The sequence below is a fragment of the Patescibacteria group bacterium genome (assembly GCA_038063375.1).
Taxonomy (GTDB): Bacteria; Patescibacteriota; Minisyncoccia; order Phycocordibacterales; family JANLHH01; genus JANLHH01.
Window position 1 is genome coordinate 34,544 of the sequence record JBBTVG010000003.1, and the last position, 18,955, is coordinate 53,498.

The 18,955-nt window shown below is 45.0% G+C and carries 19 protein-coding genes; 17 read left to right on the plus strand and 2 right to left on the minus strand.

Annotation, left to right across the window (positions count from 1 at the left end; translation table 11 throughout):
* The first annotated feature begins 115 nt into the window (after positions 1 to 115).
* The 4 genes from AAB523_00505 to AAB523_00520 all read left to right on the plus strand — a co-directional run bounded on the left by AAB523_00505 (position 116) and on the right by AAB523_00520 (position 4,137).
* Positions 116 to 1,141, plus strand: coding sequence for a sigma factor-like helix-turn-helix DNA-binding protein (locus AAB523_00505; GenBank protein ID MEK7555749.1), 1,026 nt, complete (start codon positions 116 to 118; stop codon positions 1,139 to 1,141).
* A gap of 87 nt (positions 1,142 to 1,228) precedes the next feature.
* Positions 1,229 to 2,470, plus strand: coding sequence for a hypothetical protein (locus AAB523_00510; protein ID MEK7555750.1), 1,242 nt, complete (start codon positions 1,229 to 1,231; stop codon positions 2,468 to 2,470).
* A 40-nt stretch (positions 2,471 to 2,510) separates the two neighbouring features.
* Positions 2,511 to 3,539, plus strand: coding sequence for an endolytic transglycosylase MltG (gene mltG / locus AAB523_00515; protein ID MEK7555751.1), 1,029 nt, complete (start codon positions 2,511 to 2,513; stop codon positions 3,537 to 3,539).
* A gap of 37 nt (positions 3,540 to 3,576) precedes the next feature.
* Positions 3,577 to 4,137, plus strand: a complete 561-nt coding sequence (locus AAB523_00520; GenBank protein ID MEK7555752.1) for a 3'-5' exonuclease — start codon at positions 3,577 to 3,579, stop codon at positions 4,135 to 4,137.
* On the opposite strand, the gene AAB523_00525 is transcribed toward AAB523_00520, so the two are convergent.
* Positions 4,124 to 4,396 (minus strand): hypothetical protein, encoded by a 273-nt coding sequence (locus AAB523_00525; protein MEK7555753.1) that lies wholly within the window; start codon positions 4,394 to 4,396, stop codon positions 4,124 to 4,126. The two genes, AAB523_00520 and AAB523_00525, sit on opposite strands and share 14 nt — an antisense overlap.
* Before the next feature lie 104 nt (positions 4,397 to 4,500).
* On the opposite strand from AAB523_00525, the gene mnmA reads away from it, so the two are divergent.
* From mnmA to AAB523_00565, 8 genes are all read left to right on the plus strand, one after another.
* Positions 4,501 to 5,610 (plus strand): tRNA 2-thiouridine(34) synthase MnmA, encoded by a 1,110-nt coding sequence (gene mnmA, locus AAB523_00530; GenBank protein ID MEK7555754.1) that lies wholly within the window; start codon positions 4,501 to 4,503, stop codon positions 5,608 to 5,610.
* Positions 5,611 to 5,864: 254 nt separating this feature from the next.
* A complete protein-coding gene (locus AAB523_00535) occupies positions 5,865 to 6,398 on the plus strand; it encodes a hypothetical protein (protein MEK7555755.1) in 534 nt (177 codons plus the stop codon).
* Between the two features lie 19 nt (positions 6,399 to 6,417).
* Positions 6,418 to 6,837, plus strand: coding sequence for an EamA family transporter (locus tag AAB523_00540; protein MEK7555756.1), 420 nt, complete (start codon positions 6,418 to 6,420; stop codon positions 6,835 to 6,837).
* 61 nt (positions 6,838 to 6,898) lie between these two features.
* Positions 6,899 to 7,189, plus strand: a complete 291-nt coding sequence (locus AAB523_00545; protein ID MEK7555757.1) for a hypothetical protein — start codon at positions 6,899 to 6,901, stop codon at positions 7,187 to 7,189.
* 523 nt (positions 7,190 to 7,712) lie between these two features.
* On the plus strand, positions 7,713 to 8,321 hold the full coding sequence (locus AAB523_00550) for a GGDEF domain-containing protein (protein MEK7555758.1): 609 nt from the start codon (positions 7,713 to 7,715) through the stop codon (positions 8,319 to 8,321).
* 67 nt (positions 8,322 to 8,388) lie between these two features.
* Positions 8,389 to 9,171, plus strand: coding sequence for a PD-(D/E)XK nuclease family protein (locus AAB523_00555; GenBank protein ID MEK7555759.1), 783 nt, complete (start codon positions 8,389 to 8,391; stop codon positions 9,169 to 9,171).
* 28 nt (positions 9,172 to 9,199) lie between these two features.
* A complete protein-coding gene (locus AAB523_00560) occupies positions 9,200 to 10,273 on the plus strand; it encodes a DNA recombination protein RmuC (protein ID MEK7555760.1) in 1,074 nt (357 codons plus the stop codon).
* Positions 10,274 to 10,342: 69 nt separating this feature from the next.
* Positions 10,343 to 11,026, plus strand: coding sequence for a class I SAM-dependent methyltransferase (locus AAB523_00565; protein ID MEK7555761.1), 684 nt, complete (start codon positions 10,343 to 10,345; stop codon positions 11,024 to 11,026).
* 53 nt (positions 11,027 to 11,079) lie between these two features.
* On the opposite strand, the gene AAB523_00570 is transcribed toward AAB523_00565, so the two are convergent.
* A complete protein-coding gene (locus AAB523_00570; GenBank protein ID MEK7555762.1) occupies positions 11,080 to 11,442 on the minus strand; it encodes a hypothetical protein in 363 nt (120 codons plus the stop codon).
* Positions 11,443 to 11,809: 367 nt separating this feature from the next.
* Between AAB523_00570 and AAB523_00575 the strand changes: the two genes are divergently transcribed.
* Genes AAB523_00575 through AAB523_00595 form a run of 5 tightly spaced genes read left to right on the plus strand, consistent with a single transcriptional unit; the run spans position 11,810 to position 18,955 of the window.
* Positions 11,810 to 12,262, plus strand: coding sequence for a GtrA family protein (locus AAB523_00575; GenBank protein MEK7555763.1), 453 nt, complete (start codon positions 11,810 to 11,812; stop codon positions 12,260 to 12,262).
* Between the two features lie 2 nt (positions 12,263 to 12,264).
* Complete coding sequence (locus AAB523_00580; GenBank protein ID MEK7555764.1) at positions 12,265 to 14,625, plus strand: glycosyltransferase; 2,361 nt, start codon at positions 12,265 to 12,267, stop codon at positions 14,623 to 14,625.
* A 1-nt stretch (position 14,626) separates the two neighbouring features.
* Positions 14,627 to 17,053 (plus strand): glycosyltransferase, encoded by a 2,427-nt coding sequence (locus AAB523_00585; GenBank protein ID MEK7555765.1) that lies wholly within the window; start codon positions 14,627 to 14,629, stop codon positions 17,051 to 17,053.
* The gene (locus tag AAB523_00590) at positions 17,050 to 18,033 is read left to right on the plus strand and encodes a glycosyltransferase family 2 protein (protein MEK7555766.1); all 984 of its coding nucleotides are present in this window, start codon (positions 17,050 to 17,052) and stop codon (positions 18,031 to 18,033) included. The genes AAB523_00585 and AAB523_00590 overlap by 4 nt, the downstream gene beginning before the upstream one ends.
* Positions 18,026 to 18,955, plus strand: a complete 930-nt coding sequence (locus AAB523_00595; GenBank protein MEK7555767.1) for a glycosyltransferase — start codon at positions 18,026 to 18,028, stop codon at positions 18,953 to 18,955. The genes AAB523_00590 and AAB523_00595 overlap by 8 nt, the downstream gene beginning before the upstream one ends.

Genomic DNA, 18,955 nt, shown 5'->3' on the forward strand with positions numbered 1-18,955 from the left:
TACCCAATGGAGGACTTAGTAAAAGTGGTGCTCGGTTGACTCCGATTTGACATCATGCTAAATATAGTATATTGTATTAGACAATTCCATTGAGAGCATTGCGACAACCACTATTATGACGGTAATCACATTCAAACCAAAGCAGGTTTCCAACAGACTCCTTTCCGTATTGCCGGAGAGAACCAGGGATATATTAGTTCAGCGTTACGGCCTTTCTGATGGAGAAAGATCCACACTTGAAGCGATCGGGCAAACCTACGGTATTACCCGTGAACGGGTGCGACAAATTGAAAATTTCGCGCTCAATACGATCCGGAAATCCGACACGTATCAAAAAGAAACTCCCGCATTTGAAGAATTGAAGAATGTTGTTATTTCACTCGGTGGGGTGGTTGCCGAGGATGATCTGTTGTCTCATGTCACCAAAGACCCGAACACGCAAAACCACGTACACCTTTTTCTTGTTTTGGGGGATACCTTCCAGCGCCAAAAAGAGGATGAGCAATTCAAGCACCGATGGGTTGTGGACAACACTGTGGCGCAAAAGGTGCATCAATCATTACAACGTCTGCATGAGGGTCTCTCAGATGAAGATCTCATCTCCGAAAGCGAAATAATTTCACGATTTTTGGGATACCTGAAAGATGTCTCCGAAGAATATAAGAACGAAGAAATCGCAAAGCGATGGCTTTCCATTTCTAAAAAGGTGCAGAAAAATCCACTGGGGGAATGGGGTATTGCGGAGTCGCCAAACATCAAAGCGCGCGGTATGCGTGATTACGCCTTTCTGGTTATCAGGCGCCATGGCAACCCAATGCATTTTACCGAGGTGGCAAAAGAAATTGAAAAATCCTTTGGGAAAAAAGCTCACGTGGCAACCTGTCACAATGAACTTATCAAGGACCCTCGTTTTGTACTTGTAGGGCGAGGTTTGTACGCCCTTTCTTCATGGGGATATTCCAGCGGTATCGTTCGCGATGTCATTGCCGACATTCTCAAAAAGAACGGCCCGCTCCCCAAACAGGATATCGTAGATAAGGTACTCAAAGAACGCTACGTAAAGCCGAATACCATTGTTGTTAATCTTCAAGACGTTAAGTATTTCAAAAAGAACAAGGACGGATCTTATACATTGGTGTAAGTTTCCTTTCCGTCGCCATATACTCTTTGTCTGTGGCGATTTTGAGTTCCGAAAATGTGATCTTTCGTGTATGATAAGACATATAGTATGGAATTGATCATAGATTTCTTCTCTCGTGCATTAGGAAGCGTGGTTCTCGCTTCTTATGACACGGCACCCATTTGGGTACCACTCGTACTCGGCGTAATCGCGGCGCGGACATGGGTATATTATGTTCGCGCAAATCATCTTGCCCAACAAAAATGGGTAGTACTTGAGATAAAGATTCCCCGGGATACTTTCAAGTCGCCGCTTGCCATGGAGGTGGTGCTCTCCGCGCTTCATCAGACCAGTGGAGAGAGTAATTGGTATGCCAAATATATTCTCGGGAAGAGCAGAGTGTGGTTCTCTCTGGAATTGGTTTCCATTGAAGGGAAAGTGCGTTTTTTCTTGCTGACGCGGCCTTTTTTCAGAAGTGTCGTGCAAAATAATATATACGCCCAATATCCCACCATAGAGATCTTTGAAGTTGCGGATTACACATCACACGTGCCGTACGGACAAGAGGAGTCCCTCTGGTCGTTGTGGGGACTTGAATTTGCGCTTACAAAAGAAGATCCATATCCAATCAAAACCTACGTTGATTATGGACTTGATAAAGACCCCAAAGAGGAATTCAAAATAGATCCGATGACCCCCATGCTGGAAATGCTCGGTTCTATCGGCAAAGGAAATCAGATGTGGATACAAATTTTGGTGCGCGCCACCAAGAAGGATAACAAGAAGGCAGGCGGGTTATTTGGCAAAGCGGCGGATTGGAAAAAAGACGGGGAGGAACTCGTAGAGAAACTTCGCAAAGAGTACAGCAAACAAGAACCGAAACCCGGACAGACGTTTGCATTTGATCGGACACTTACGAAAGGCCAGCAGGAAGAAATTGCCGCCATAGAACGCAGTATAGCAAAGCCCGGATTTGATTGCGGTATCAGGGGAATCTATCTGGCAAAAGGAGACACCTTTGATGCTACCAACATTCCCGGCATGCTCGGGGCGTTCAAGCAATACAACTCAAATGAACTCAATGGGTTCAAACCGTCAAACGTAACGGGGTTTGACTTTCCGTGGGAAGATTTTCGGGGTATGCGCTTGAGCGAAAAAAAGGCGACACTATTCAATGCATATGTGCGCCGCAGTTACTTTCATCCTCCGTATAAGAGAAAGTCCTTTGTGCTCAACTCCGAGGAGCTTGCCACCATTTTCCATTTCCCGGGCAGCGTAGCGGAAACCCCAACATTTGAACGTATTGAATCCAAAAAAGTAGAACCTCCCGCAAATCTTCCGGTAGGATGATCGGCAGAAGTGTTCCACAAACGCGACTTTTTGATTTTTTATGAGGATAAGAACATATAAAGAAAAATTACAAACGGAGATACGGAAGGCAATTGACGCGTATTTCAAAAGCGATCACCCGAGGCACGTTCGCGTGGTCTCCACGGCGGCAATATCCCTGTTCGTACTGTTCGTGATCTCGTATCACGCGCTTTTTACGCCACCTCGGAACTTTCCCGTAGGCGGTCTTATCTCCATTGAAAAAGGGGAGACACTGGATGAAATTGCAAAATTGTTCGTGGAAAAAGGAGTGATACGCTCACCATTTTTGTTCAAGTCTTTTGTTATTATACTTGCCGGGGACAGGGGCTCGCTTTCCGGCGATTACTTTTTTGAGATCCCTTTTGATTCATGGCAAATGGCGACACATGTTACCCGCGGAGAATTCGGACTTGATCCTGTGCGCGTTACCATTCCGGAGGGGTTTACCGTTACTGATATTGCAAGGAAGCTCAGTGGATCACTGCCGTCATTTAATGAGGCGGAATTTATCAGATTGGCGAAAGATGAGGAAGGGTACCTATTCCCCGATACCTATTTTTTCCTGCCGAACATTAAACCGGCCAATATCATACGCGACATGAAAGACAACTTTTCTCAAAAAACGGCAATACTCCGTGACACATTGGAAGCATCAGGGAAGACTCCCCGAGAAGTAATTACCATGGCTTCCATCATTGAAAAAGAAGCGATTACTCCCAGCGATAAAAGACTCGTTTCAGGTATACTTTGGAAGCGCATTGATATCGGCATGCCGCTTCAGGTTGACGCGCCGTTTGCCTATGCGATCAACAAAAGTACTTTTGAGCTCACCTTGGACGATCTGGCATTAGATTCCCCATATAATACGTACAAAAACCCCGGATTGCCTGCGGGACCTATCGCAAATCCGGGGTTGGAATCAATTCTTGCCGCGTTGGAACCGGAAAAATCTTCGTATCTTTTCTATCTTTCCGATAAAAAGAGCACCATTCATTACTCGGCGACATTTGAAGAACATAAGAGAAACAAGAGCTTATTCCTTAACTGATTTTTATCAGAGAGTCCCTACGAACAGTTAAAATACCATGAAAGAACGCAACTTGGCATTCATTGATTTGGAGACCACAGGTCTGGAACTTAAACGACATGAAATTATTGAGATCGGCTGCATTGTCGCGCGGCAAATCCAGAGAGAACCCGGAGAAAAGGGCGGAGCATCTCTCCAGGTCATTGAAGAATTTGAAATAAAAGTAAAACCCGAACATTTTGAAACGGCGGATCCGGTAAGTCTTGAGATCAACGGCTATCGTGAGGATGATTGGAAGGATGCTCTCTCCCTTTCTGCCGCGATGCAAATAGTGGCCGAGAAGACCAAAGAGGCAAACATTGTTGCGCACAATGTCGCGTTTGACTGGATGTTTCTTGAAAAAGCGTTTGAGGAAACGGGCGTAAAAAACATGATGCATTACCACAAATTGGACACTATCCCGATCGCGTTTGCAAAACTCTACGACGTGCCTGAAGTACAAAAATTTTCTCTCCGATCGCTCTGTGAATATTACGGCATTGAAAACAAAAAAGCTCATACGGCCCTCTCGGATGCGAGAGCGACGTATGAGCTGTATCGGCGACTTATGAACGCGTAGGGTCTTTGTGACGTATGGTCACAAATTCTATCTCTTGCCACTTTTCAACAACATGTTGGATGCACCCGAAGTGCCCATTTTCTGTCTGAATGACGAACCAGGGGTCTGTGTTTCCGGAATGCCTGATATCTATTATCTGTGCTTCATGGACACCCAATGAGAGCTTTTCAAGTCTTATGGGGAATAATACTTCTTTTGTTTTTACATTCACGGGCAATAGAGTAACTTCTTTGTGCACTTCTAACCTGACTGATGCCATGCGGGACAACCTCCTTTGCGGCGTGAACAGTAAAAATTTTCATTTAATCTGACTTTTTATATCAAATTTGAAAGTTCATGTCAACGATGCTAGAGTTACGTAACATGTCGCCTACGAGCAAAAATACAAAGAAAAAAACAAAAGTTTTCGTCGGTCTCTCGGGAGGAGTGGACTCTTCGGTAGCGGCGGCGCTCCTCCAAAAAGAAGAGTTTGATGTCACAGGGGTGTTCATCAAGGTATGGCAGCCGCCGTTTTTGCCATGCACATGGCGAGAGGAACAGAGAGACGCGATGCGCGTTGCCGCCCACTTGGACATTCCATTTTACACATTTGATTTTGAAAAAGAATATAAAAAAGAAGTTGTAGACTACATGATTGGTGAATACAAAGAAGGAAGGGTGCCGAACCCCGATGTCATGTGCAATAAGAATATAAAGTTTGGCGCTTTTTTGGACAAGGCGCTTGCAATGGGGGCGGATCTTATTGCCATGGGACACTATGCGCGCATCAAACGAATGGGAGAGGGAAGCGGAGAAAAAAAGGAGGCGCCAGAGCATCTCTTGCTTAAAGGGGTTGATGAGAATAAAGACCAATCCTATTTTCTTTGGACACTGACAGAAAAGCAATTGGCGCAGACGCTATTTCCGATCGGGGGATATAAAAAATCGGAAGTAAGAGAGATGGCGGAAAAATTTGGGCTCCCCACGGCGCAAAAAAAAGACAGCCAAGGACTTTGTTTTATCGGCAAAGTGGAAATGAAAGATTTTTTGAAGCACTATATTGACGAGAAACCGGGCGATGCTATTGATACAAAAGGGACTGTTATCGGTCGCCACGAGGGGGCGTGGTTTTATACGATCGGACAGAGACATGGGTTTATGATCGCTAAAAAAAGCGCGCACGAACTCCCATACTATGTCATTGGAAAAGATATTCGGGCGAACACGATCACCGTGGCCAATCAGCAGATAGAGGAAGGTTTTGCGAAAAGGGAAGTTATCTTGAAAGACGTCAACTGGAATTACGCGACACCTCAAAAAGGAAAAAACTATCAAGCGAGGACCAGATACAGACAAGTATTGCAAGCATGTGAGATGCTCCCTTTGGGGAATGAGACGCAAGTGGTGTTTGCTGTGCCGCAAAATGTCGCACCGGGACAATCCTTAGTGTTGTACGATGATGATCAGTGCTTGGGAGGAGGTATTATCGCATAGAATAAAGGGTATTAAACCGCAGGGCAGCGCCTCTACCCATTTTGTGTTCACTTCGCTCACTCTTTCCCGCCCCAAGGGGCGGGGTATTAAACCCTTTGTTGCCGTCTCTCGCTCGGGAATGAAAAAAAGATTTTTTCATTCCGCTCACTCGCTAGGCAATAAACGTCAGGAATTCGTCTCTCTGTCAAGGTTGTCGTAAGGTTTTCATGTGGTAGAATGGCGGTGTCATTAGCAACTATATATTATTACGATTTATGCCGAATAACAAATATTACTCAAGAAACAACCTTATCTCTACGTTCCTTATTGGAGTTCTGGCGGGATTCGGCTTGTATTCCATGTGGGATAATTCCGCTGCCGTGAAGAGTTTCGTAAAACAAGACAAAGGGGTGCAAAAAGAAGGAGACGTGATGGATGAATCTTTAAATGAAGGTGCTTTGCTTGATACGAATAAAGAATCTTTCGGTACATACGTGCTCTCCGCACAAGACCAGCCGGAGGGGCTTAAAGTGCTTATTGATTCTGCAATAATGAGCGCGCAAGGATGGATCGTGATCCATGAGGATCGTGATGGCGCTCCGGGCAATATTTTGGGAGCGCAGCGCTTTGAGGCGGGTGTTTCCGCGGGGGAAGTGGAACTCCAGCGCAATACCGTTGAAGGGGGAACATACTACGCTATGGTCCATACTGATGATGGCGATGGCCAATTTGATCACACAAAAGATCTCCCCTTAATAGAAAACGACGCGCCGGTCATGGTGAAATTCAGCGCTATCCGCGCCCACTAATCAATTAAGCCCGCTACACATGTGGCTTTTTTACGCACTTCTTTCCGCATTGACCGCCGCGCTTGTCGCGATTTTTGCGAAGCTCGGCCTTAAAGACCTTGATTCTATTCTCGCGACGACCATTCGCGGAATTATCATGGCATCATTCCTTGTGGTGGTCAGCTTATTCTTGAAAAAATTTGACGGATTTTCTCTGGCATCACTGAATCAAAAGGAATGGCTTTTGATAACCCTTGCGGGTATTTCCGGCGCGCTTTCGTGGCTCTTCTACTTTTTCGCATTGCAAAAGGGCGACGCTACCGGCGTGGTGGCCATTGATAAATTGAGTATCGTGTTTGTCGTCCTTCTTGCCGCAATATTTCTTTCCGAAGGCATTGGCTGGAAGTCCGCCGCAGGCGCTCTTCTTATGGTGGGGGGCGCGATCCTTATCGCGTTCTAGAATGTATTCTACGGGGGTCAACTCAATTGTTTTTTATATAAATTTGATATAATGTATTCGTATGAATAAAAATAATCTCTCTTTTAATTTACCAGTTATGATTACAAAGCAAGGGCGACGTTTTGTTGCTTATACTCCCGCGCTTGATATATCCACTTCGGGGAAATCCGAAAAAGACGTTCAAAAAAAGTTTGCAGAATTGGCAAACTTATTTCTTGAGGAAATAATACAAGCTGGCACTGCGAATGATGTGTTGTCTGAATTAGGTTGGAAAAAAGCACAAAGAAACTGGAGTCCTCCGCAGGTTGTATCCTCAAAATTTGTCGGTGTGCGCATGCCTAGTTTTGCTTAAACATGCCACGTATTGGAACGATTCACTGGAAAGAATTTGAAAAATTTCTGCTCTTCGTTGGATGTAAATTCACAAGAGAAAAAGGCGACCACCGTGTTTATTAGCGACATAGAGCGAGTGAAATGTGTGAGATTTGTTTTGTGCTAACGCACAAAACAAATCTCACACATTTCCGAGCCGAGGAGCTAATATAGGTAAATACCGCGGGGCTTGCCCCGCGTAAGGACGAGCGAAGCGAGTACCTATATTACTCTGGGACTTTGCCCCTGAGGCCTATATTGGAAAGATGGGATAAAACGGCCGGTCGTTATTCCACGCGACACCTCATTGCCCCCGTTTATAATACTGAATAATTTGAAAGTTTTGGGTGTTTCTCGTGATGAGTACATTAAGATAATTAATAATTTATAAATTTACATGGGTAATAATACAAAACATCCATTAACTATCAGGGGGGTTGACAAAAACATCAAAATAGTTTAATATGCTTAATAGATTTCACATCATACGGAGGTAGATTCCGATGTTTATTGAATGGTTCTTACGGCTGTTCCCGCAGTATCGGGAGCTTGGAAGAAAGTTAAAAGAACTGGATTCACTTGCTCATGAAGATGTGCTGACGGGGATTTGGAACAGAAATGGCTTCAAGAGGCTCGTGGAGCCAATCCTTGAGACCATGGAACGCCAGAATGGCTATCAAGTCCGTGGAGGCGCGGTTCGCGACGTTTCGCTGGTGTTTATTGATCTTGATAAATTCAAGCCGATCAACGACACGTTCGGCCACGAAGTTGGCGACCAAGTCCTGCAGCGATTTGCTCAGTTTTTGAAAACGAGCACGCGAAGAGTTGATATTGTGGGTCGGTGGTATCAAGGAGATGAATTTGTTATTGCCTTTGTCGGGGTAAATCATCAAGACGCCCTCCGACATGTAGAGATACTCAAAAACAAAGCGAAATCGTCTCCAATGCTCACCCTTCAAACACCGTCCGGACACAGTCTCCAGATAAGCGCATCATTCGGTGTCGTATCCGTGTTTCAGGATCCCAATTGGCCAATCTTTGATCTTCTGCTACTTGCCAGAAAAGCTGATGTAGCGATGTACAAAGAAAAACAGGCAAAAGGGAAAACGTAAAGGTGTTGCAAAACGGGGTTCTTAGGAACCCCGTTTTTTTCTTTTTGGGGTATGCTACAATAGACCAATGTCACAGTACTATAATCCCAAACGCACAAGAAATATCTTTGATCCGAAAAGTTCCGAACCATTCCGCTTGAGCCGTTCAAAAATTGACCGGTTTCTGGAATGCCCCAGATGTTTTTATCTGGACAGACGGCTCGGCGTAGACAGACCGCCGGGATTCCCTTTTTCCCTGAACTCCGCCGTAGACAAGCTCTTGAAAAAGGAGTTTGACATGCATCGCGTGAAAAAAACCGCGCATCCGCTCATGACGGAATACGGTATTGACGCAATACCCTACAGTAATCCTGATCTGGACAAATGGCGGGAAAATTTCGTAGGCGTGCAATATCTTCATGAGCCGACCAACTTCATCATAACGGGAGCGATTGATGATGTGTGGGTGAATCCAACAGGGGAGCTCATTGTGGTGGACTATAAAGCAACCAGCAAAGAAGCACAGGTAAGCCTGGACGCCGACTGGCAGATCGGCTACAAACGCCAGATGGAAGTGTATCAATGGCTCTTGCGCCGAAACGGTTTCACTGTTTCCAGCAGGGGATACTTTGTCTATTGCAACGGCGACGCGGACAAAGAAACATTTGACGGGAAGTTGGAATTTGATATTACCGTACTGCCGTATGACGGGAACGACGACTGGATAGAAAAGACAATCAAAGAAGCGCGGGTTTGTTTGGACAAGAGCGTGTTGCCCGAAGCCGACGCGCAATGCGATTATTGCCGCTATCGCGACGCAGTAGCGACCGTATCACAAAAACAATCTCCAAAACAATCTTCGCTTTTATAGGTTTCAAGACGTGGTACAATAGATCAAAATGGAAGCGACACTATACATTACCATAGGAATTCTTTTTGCGATTATTTTTGCCGGCGCGGTGTTTGTATACATGAAAATTCGCTCGCAAAAAGAAGGCGAGGAACGCGAAGACGGGGACAAAGTATTTCTTTTGCTCCAAAATCAAATTGAAAATCTCGCACGCACGCTGGACGCGAAGCTCGGTGAATCGCAAAAGGAGATGCAGTCGGCAGTGCGCACGCAATTTTCCGAATCACAAAAGCTGATCCGGGACATCACGGAACAAATAACCCACGTGAAAGAGACCAATCGGCAGGTGATCAACGTGACCGACCAGCTTAAAACGCTTCAAAATACCCTGCAAAACCCCAAACAACGCGGCGTACTCGGCGAATATTATCTTGATACGGTCTTAAAGAACGTATTTCCTCCCGACCAATATAAACTTCAGTACAAGTTTGAGGACGGCGAGATCGTGGACGCAGTCATCATTTTGGAGAAAAAAATACTCCCCATTGACTCAAAATTTTCACTTGAGAACTACAACCGTGTCGTGCAAGAGACGGACCAAACGGAACGAGAACGATTGGAAAAATTATTCATACAGGACATCAAGATGCGCATTGATGAAACCGCAAAATATATCAGACCCAAGGAAGGAACGATGGACTTTGCGTTCATGTTTATTCCTTCGGAGGCGATCTACTACGATTTGTTGGTTAATAAAGTGGGTTCGGTGAAAAGTTCAACGCGCGACCTTATTGAATACGCTTTCCGCGAGAAGCACGTCATCATTGTTTCTCCCACCTCGTTCATGGCATACCTGCAAACAGTGCTTCAGGGGCTTCGGGCGCTCAAGATAGAAGAATCTGCCAAAGAGATCCAAAAAAGAGTGGGGGAGCTCGGACGCCATATAGCCAACTACGATCAATACATGCACAAACTGGGTAGCTCTCTCGGTACGACGGTAAATCACTTCAACACGGCGCACAAAGAGCTCAAGAAAATAGACAAAGATGTCATACGCATCGCGGATGCCGCTCCCGGCGTGGAGGTGCTCACGATTGAAAAACCCGAAGTGGAGGATGAGTAGAAATCAATACCGTGCGAAGTTGTCGTGATAGTACTTCAGTATTATCGTTTTTGATACAATCCAACAATAATGATCACAACAAATCAAAAGGATGTGCTTTTCAGGGAAATTTCTTTATATCTAAAAAAATATAAAGTTAAATCATTACTTGATATAGGAGCAGGGGATGGCATATTAGCTCAAAAACTAGCTAACAGAGTGTCTCGATACCTCGCAATAGAAAGCGACAGGGAACGTATTGAAAAATTAAGGGGTTTTGGTCTAGAAACCATCCATGCTACATTCCCCCAAGGCATAGCTGGCAAGTTTGACATGGTATTAGCGTCTCATTCTATTCCTGAGGATGAAAGTCTCTACAGGCCTTTTTTGGAAACGGCATGGAATACACTTAATGATAAAGGGGTTTTATTGATAGTCACGTTTAAAGGGCAACATGGGGAACTACACGATTTAAGAAATAAATGGAGGGACACTAAAGATTCCGATGGTATTGATGAAAAACTTTACCATGCGATGTTGAATATTTTAAAGACATACGGCAAAGTAGAAATTCATCGAGTTGTTAGTGAATTCCAATCAGAAAATATTGATGAAATTACAGATTTTGCGATCCGTTCTATAAGCCCCAAAGAGTCTGAAAAAGAAGCATGCGTACAGTTTTTAAGAGATTTCTTTAAAATAAAGCATTTTTCAGAGGGTAAATACTTTTTCCCCCACGAACATGTTTTTATTTCTGTTTCTCGTCTCTCATAAAAAATCCGGTAGCTTATTAGGCTACCGGTTCTCTCAATATGCCTAAAGCCGTCCTACGTTGAGTGGTGACCTTGGTGCTCTTTGCCGTCCGGCGTCATGAGACAATGACAGGCCATGAGAATTTCTCCATTCGGGCCCAATCGCCAGCTGGTCTCAAGGGCACCGAGAAGTTCGGCATCACCCACTAGGACAGGTCGTATGATCTGCTCACGTGCTTCACGGTTAGTGCTCTCGAGTAGCACTTCTCCTTCATCGATCGAGAAATGAGTATGCAACAGGGTAACACCGAACCGATTCAGAGCGTTATGCCTTGCGAGCACTTCGGCAAGTTCGCGGAAGAGCGGATCGTCCGCCTTCGTTCTTGGCCGGACGGAATCAACATCTGGTAGCTCTGCATATGTAAGCGCTGTACTCATAATTACACCTCCTATGGGTGTGTTTTTTCCGATGGGACAATCCCAGTGGTTTCGCGGTCAATATATCATTCCAAATGGTAGAGTGTCAATAACAAGTCTAAAACAAAATACCAAAAATGTTTTGGGCAGACATATTTAGTACATTACTAATGTAATGTACAAACTGTTGACCGAGCACCACTTTTACGAGCTTCTCCGTTGGATATTTACAGAAACAATGGTTATACCATACACCAAAAACCTTTTAAGAGCAGGAGTGGTGCTCGGTTGACAAATAAAGGAAAATATGTAATATCATCGTAAGAAAGCCTAGACGAAGGCTTTTTCTTTATTTATAGGATGTCGGGGGTATTAATTCAAGGTTTTTATGACAACAGAGGCGAAAAATTCCATTTTTCAATTCTTGAAATTTGGGGTCGTGGGAGTATTAAACACCTTAGTTGATCTTGGGGTGTTTAACCTGCTTATTTTCCTTTTCGGGCTTGTCCATGGGCCTTTGTTTGTCGGATTTAAGGCCATTTCGTTCGTCGTGGCAGTTACTAACAGCTACTTCATGAACAAACACCTCGTGTTTAATACCCGAGGAGCTTTGAATTTTACGGAAAAGGGGAGGGGTGCGGAATTCAGCCTATTTTTAATAGTGAGCGTTGTGGGCCTTCTCCTGAATGTGCTCGTTTCTTATGTCGTATTTATGGCAGGAAAAACGCTTGCGCCGGAAGTGTCGTATTATCTCTTCGCGAATACGGGAGCCATCCTTGGCTCCGGGGTCGTCATGCTCTGGAATTTTCTGGGCTACAAATTTTTTGTTTTTAAGAAATAACCATGCACCCGATTTTTCTTTCAGTCATCATACCGGCGTATAAAGAAGGAGAGAGAATTGGCTCTACGCTTCTTTGCCTGGATAAATATTTTCATGACAAGCCGTATTCATACGAGATCATCGTGGTAAATGACGGCTCGCCGGATGACACCGCCACCACCGTACTTTCATACAGGAAAAAGATCAAAAATCTTAAGCTTATTGATAATCCCCGAAACAAAGGGAAAGGTTACGCCGTGCAGACCGGCATGCTTGCCGCTCATGGAGAATACAAACTTTTCATGGACGCGGATAATTCCGTAACCATTGATCATGTAGAGCGGTTCCTTGATCACGCGAGAGAGGGGCATGACGTTGTGATCGGTTCTATAGAGGTGAAAGGAGCGATTGTTCGCGAAGGAAATCAGTGGTATCGGAGAATTCTAGGTGCGATATCAAAGGTGCTTGTGAGATTCGTCGCAGTGCCCTACATACGAGACACACAACGCGGGTTCAAACTTTTCACGAGGAAAGCGGCTGATGTCATATTTCCCGCGCAAACAATCCATGGCTTTGGTTTTGATATGGAATTGCTCCTCATTGCGCAAAAGAGAGGCTACAGTATTAAGGAGTTGCCGGTAAAATGGATCAATCCTGCAGGCTCCACCGTTTCTCCTATGGCATACGTTACGACGTTTAAGGAATTGATGCAGATCAAGTGGAATTCTATCTCGGGTGTATATGACAAAGCGCACTATCCGGAAATACATTACCCCGCGTACGCACCAGCACTTTCGGGTGGGAAACAAGTTTCGCCATCAAATTTTTCATTACTGGTTGAAAGTATTAAAGAATCTGCCGTGTTTGATTATTGGAGACAATCCACATATGACGCCAATATTGTACAGTTTAGCGAAGACCATGAAAGAGAGCGGGGGAAAGGATTCTTTTATCAGGACGATGAATTCGTGCATCATACCGATCTTCATCATCATGAGACAGCCTTTTACGTCCTTATGCAACACCAGAAGACGCTTTTGGGTGTTTTAGCGCTCGTGCTGGGAGCCTCTCTCATTATCAATTGGCACACTACCGTTTTGGTTCTTTTCGCCACGCTGACGATACTGTACTTTGCCGATCTTCTCTTTGGCCTCTTTCTCGTATTCCGCAGTCTCGGTTCTTTTTCTGAAATAAAAATAAGCTCTGCCGAGATGGAAGAGGTTCAGGGAGGGGAGTGGCCAACCTATACGATCTTTTGCCCCTTGTATAAGGAGTGGCAGGTAGTTGAACAATTCGCCGCCGCGATGGGCAATCTGGATTATCCGAAAGACAAACTGCAGATATTGTTTCTCCTTGAAGCCGATGATCAGGAAACCATCAGGAAGATCAGCTCGTTTGACCTGCCTTCAAATTTTGAGATCGTTGTTGTTCCGCATTCTTTCCCAAAAACAAAGCCCAAAGCAATGAACTACGGGCTTGCGTATGCAAAAGGGGAATACCTGGTGGTCTATGACGCGGAGGATGTCCCCGAGCGCGATCAGCTGAAGAAAGCTGTCCTTGCTTTCAAAAAATCCAGCCCGCAAACAGTATGCGTTCAGGCAAAGCTTAACTTTTATAATCCGAAGCAAAATCTGCTCACCCGAGTCTTTACCGCGGAGTATTCACTATGGTTTGATCTCATTTTGCCGGGCCTGCAGTCCATCAACGCGCCCATTCCGCTGGGAGGCACTTCAAACCATTTTCGGACAGAAGACATAAAAGCGCTCTTCGGCTGGGACGCATTCAACGTGACAGAAGACTGCGATCTTGGCATGCGTATCGTAAAACGAGGACTCCGAACCGCAATTGTTGACTCCACTACCTACGAAGAAGCGAATTCGGGTTTGAGAAATTGGTATCGACAAAGAAGTCGTTGGATAAAAGGGTATATCCAAACCTATTTGGTGCACATGCGCGCGCCGAGAACATTCGCCAAGATGAGCAGTCCCGCGCATCTTTTGGGACTCCAGCTTATCGTGGGCGGTAAAGTTTTATCCATGTTCATTAATCCGCTCATGTGGGGGATTACTATTGCTTACTTTGCATTCCGCGCGCAAGTGGGGGAGACCATTGAATCCTTCTTTCCGGACCCTATTCTTTATATCGGGCTTACTTCTTTTGTCTTTGGGAATTTCCTCTATCTTTACTATTACATGATCGGTTGTGCCAAGCGCGGTCTCTACGACATCATTAAATACGCGTTCTTGGTGCCGTTCTACTGGCTCGGCATGAGTATGGCGGCATGGCAGGCGCTCTATGAGATCATAGTGAAGCCGCACTATTGGGCAAAAACGGTGCACGGCCTCCACTTGAAACTGGAACAAAAGCTTAGCAGCGCGAAATAATATGAAAGAAAAAGTGGCATACCTGTTTAATAAGAAAGTACTTTCGGGGGCAACGCTCCTCGTCGCTTCTTTCATGTTTGCCAACGTGCTCAATTTTCTCTTCAACGCGTTTTTGGGAAGGGAACTCTCCGCGGAAGATTTTGGCCTGATAACCGTTTTGAACACTATTGTCTACCTCACAAGTCTTTTTATCGGCGGTGTGGGGACGACCGTTAACCACCGTACGGCTTATATTTCTGGACGCCAAAACCCTTCGGCAGGTGTCGCGTTTCTCTACCGCGTCCGGCAATACGGTTTTCTCATCACCATCGCGCTCTCGCTCTTGTGGGTCGCTCTCCTGCCTTCCATCGCGCATTTCTTTCAGATTGACCGTTTGGACCTTCTCTTTTATTTCACGCCGATCATTACCTTGGGCGTCTTAGTGTCAGCCAATAGGGGGTTCTTGCAGGGTAATTTCAAATTTATCGCGCTTGCGTTCATTGTGGCGTTGGAAGCGGCAAGCAAACTGCTCTTTGCCATATTGTTTGTGTATGCCGGAGCGTACGCGTGGGTGGCGCTCTCCATACCGCTTTCCACCGCGGTCGCGTTCCTCCTCTCTTCCATCTTAGCGCGTAAATATATCCATGTATTCACCGCAGAAAAAGAAGAAGAGACGAACATCCCCTTTCACTTTCCCGGCCGATTTTACGTCGCGGCGGTGTTCACCGGTTTGGCAACAGCGGGGTTTTTGAGCGTTGACATCATATTCGCGAAGCATTATCTGACCCCTATTGTCGCGGGAGAGTACGCTTTGCTATCTCTCGTCGGCAAGATGATATTTTTCTTTGGTTCTCTTTTGACTCCTTTTATTATTACCTTTGTGAGTCGTGCCGAAGGGGAAGGAAAAGACCCCAACACGACCTTCTACGCGCTTTTTGCCGGTATTCTCCTCTTAGTCGGAGGCGCCTTTGTCGCGCTCGGCCCCTTGGGTGACTTTTTTGTTCCACTGCTTTTTGGTGCCAAAGCAGAACCGATCCTTCCATACCTTGTTAAGTATTCACTCGGCATCATGCTCTTCACTCTCGGGAATGCCATTGTGATATACCATTTGGCGCGCAAACATTATATTTTTCCGGTGTTGGCGTTTTGTACGGCAATCGTTTTGTCCGTCGGCATCATATGGTCGCACGACTCCATCGGCGCCATTACCCACGTACTGCTTTTGGTAAGCAGTGTGAATTTGATGGTCATATTGATCCTTCACGCGTTCCAGAGAAATGAAAAATTCTTCCTCGCAAACATGGTAGACCTTTTGAATGTATTGTATCCGCTCCACTCACTCCACACCGCATCCAGCGTCGGTAAAAAGATATTGATATTCAACTGGCGCGACACCAAACACGTATTTGCCGGAGGAGCAGAGCTCTATGTGCATGAGCTTGCGAAACGATGGGTGAAAAACGGAAACAGCGTCACTGTCTTTGCCGGCAACGACAGAAAAAATACCCGATACGACCTCGTGGACGGCGTGCATATCGTCAGGAGAGGCGGGTTCTACACAGTCTATGCCTGGGCGTTTATCTACTATCTGATACAGTTCAGAGGAAAGTTTGATGTGATCATTGACGCGCAAAACGGTATTCCATTTTTCACGCCACTGTACGCGAAAGAGCCCGTGTATGCACTCCTTCACCATGTACACCAAGATGTTTTCTATAAATATCTTCCCTTGCCGCTCGCATTTTTCGCCGCTTCTCTTGAAAAATATCTCATGCCATTCGTGTATAGAAATACGCGCTTTATCACCGTATCAGAATCATCACGACAAGACATGATTCGACTCGGTATCACCAAAGCAAGCATTCAAGTGGTAAATCCCGGCGTTGATCTGGATAGTCTTACACCCGGAGAAAAAAGTTCTACGCCCGTTATTTTCTCAATTGGACGGCTGAAGGCGTATAAATCCATTGACGTGCTGGTAAGGGCGTTCAAAAAAGTGATCATTGCAGTGCCAACAGCACAGCTTGTCATCGCGGGAGACGGCGAAGAAAAAGAAACTTTGCGCGCGCTTGCGGAAGAGCTTGGTCTCAAACTCAAGGTGAAATTTCTGGGAAAGATATCCGAGAGAGAGAAACTCGCTTGGTTTCAAAAAGCATGGGTATTCGTGAATCCATCCATGATGGAGGGGTGGGGAATCACCACCATTGAGGCAAATGCCTGCGGGGTGCCGGTCGTGGCATCTGACATACCGGGACTTCGCGACTCGGTACAAAACCCGCATACGGGATTTCTAGTGCCTTATGGCGATACTGAAGCGTTTGCGAGAAAAATTGTGCTTTTATGCACGGACAACACGACCCGAGAAAAAATGGGCTCGGCCGGGCTCGCCTGGGCGCAAAACTTCGGATGGAACAGCGCCACAGAAAAGTTTTTAAAGATACTCATATGAATACGAAGAATCAAAAAAAACTTGAAGTCTCAATAGGAATTCCCGCGTATAACGAGGAAGCAAATATTGGCTACCTTTTGCACGCACTCTTGGCACAAAAAGAAAAAAATTTCACGTTAAAAGAGATTATTGTTGTTTCCGACGGGAGTACCGACAAAACAGCAGAAATTACCCGCTCTTTCACTGACATTCGCATACGTCTCATTGTTAATAAATCGAGAAAGGGTCAAGTAAGTGCACAAAATATAATCTTCACGATTGCAAAATCCGATGTCGTTGTCCTCCTTGAGGCGGATACTATTCCGTTGGATATTAACTATCTTGCACGACTCATTGAACCAATCGTTGTTGATAACAAAATAGGGCTTGTGCAAGGTAATTTGACTCCACTCCCTGCTCGCACATCGTTTGGCTCTGTATTAAAAGCACAGACTGATATTTACCACAATTTATCAATAAAAGATCGTGATGTTTCCCAATGGATAACATCAGGGCGAGGCGGGCGGGTATTTGCACGACACGTATATGAAAAATTACGTTGGCCAAATGCAGTACCAGAAGATTCGTATGCTCTTCTTTGGTGTCGTTCACGTGGTATTCCCACTGTTTTTCAAAAATCAGCCGTGTGTAATTTCTGCTGTCCCGAGACATTTTCAGATTTGTTGAAAACGCGAGCAAAGATCATGAGTGGGAAGAAATCTCTCGAAAAATATTTCGACAGGGATACTATAGAAAAAATCTACAACCGACCACGACATTTGCGTATGCGTATGTTTGCAGAGTTTATACTAAAATACCCTTTCTACGCTATTTACTATCTATGGTTACTAGTCGCGCTTAAATTTTTTCAAAACAGTAAACCATTCAGTGATTTTTCGGAGATGACTATTTCAACAAAAAATCTTAATATTATAAGCGGTGTTTCAAAATTCAACCCGCTCCATGAACCCTATATGCCATCAAAAAAAATATATGGATGATAAAAATAACAAATTAAAAGTTTCCATCGGTATCCCGGCTTACAATGAGGCTGGGAACATTGCCGTTCTTCTTGCATCAATACTGAAGCAAGATTCTCCAAATTTCACCCTGCAGGAAATAATTATAGTTTCCGATGGGAGCACGGACGAAACTGTTGCAAAGGTGAGGACAGTCAATGACCCGAGAATTAAGATTTGGGAATACAAAGAGCGTATAGGGAAGTCGCAACACCTAAACACCATTTTCCGAAAGGCAAAAGGGGATATTATTGTCTTATTTGATGCAGACGTAGTCTTGACGCACAAGAACGTCATCGCAAAGCTTATCACTCCTTTACTCAATAATACCAAAGTTGGCCTTGTTGGCGGCAACCCGCAACCAACAACCGCAAAAACGTTTATTGAAAAAGGGGTGAATGCCACATTTCGAGCGTACAGCCCTCTTCGCACAATTTTAAAAAATGGTAATAATGCATTTGGTTGTGACGGAAGAATTTTGGCACTTTCAAAAGTTTTTGCGGATGCCGTGACTGTTCCCGGGGATATGATCGCGAACGATGCTTTTCTTTACTTTTCGTGTATCACAAAGGGGTTTTTGTTCCGCCATGTGTCTGGAGCGCAAGTTTGGTTTACTTCTCCAAAAAATATCAAAGATCAGGTCAAGCAAAACAAACGTTTTATCGCAAGCCACTATCGTCTTGAACGAATATTCGGTCCCGTAGTCCCGGCTGAATACCATGTGCCAACATTTCTTGCGTACAAACTTCAATTGAGAGAATTTGTTAGAGCGCCGTTCTCAAGTCTGGCAGTTTTTCTCATTAATCTTTACTGTAAAGCACGCGCAAAAAGGGATGAGAAAAAGATGAATGCAAAATGGCTTATGGCGCATAGCACCAAAGAAGAGATTGCGGCTTATTTTTAA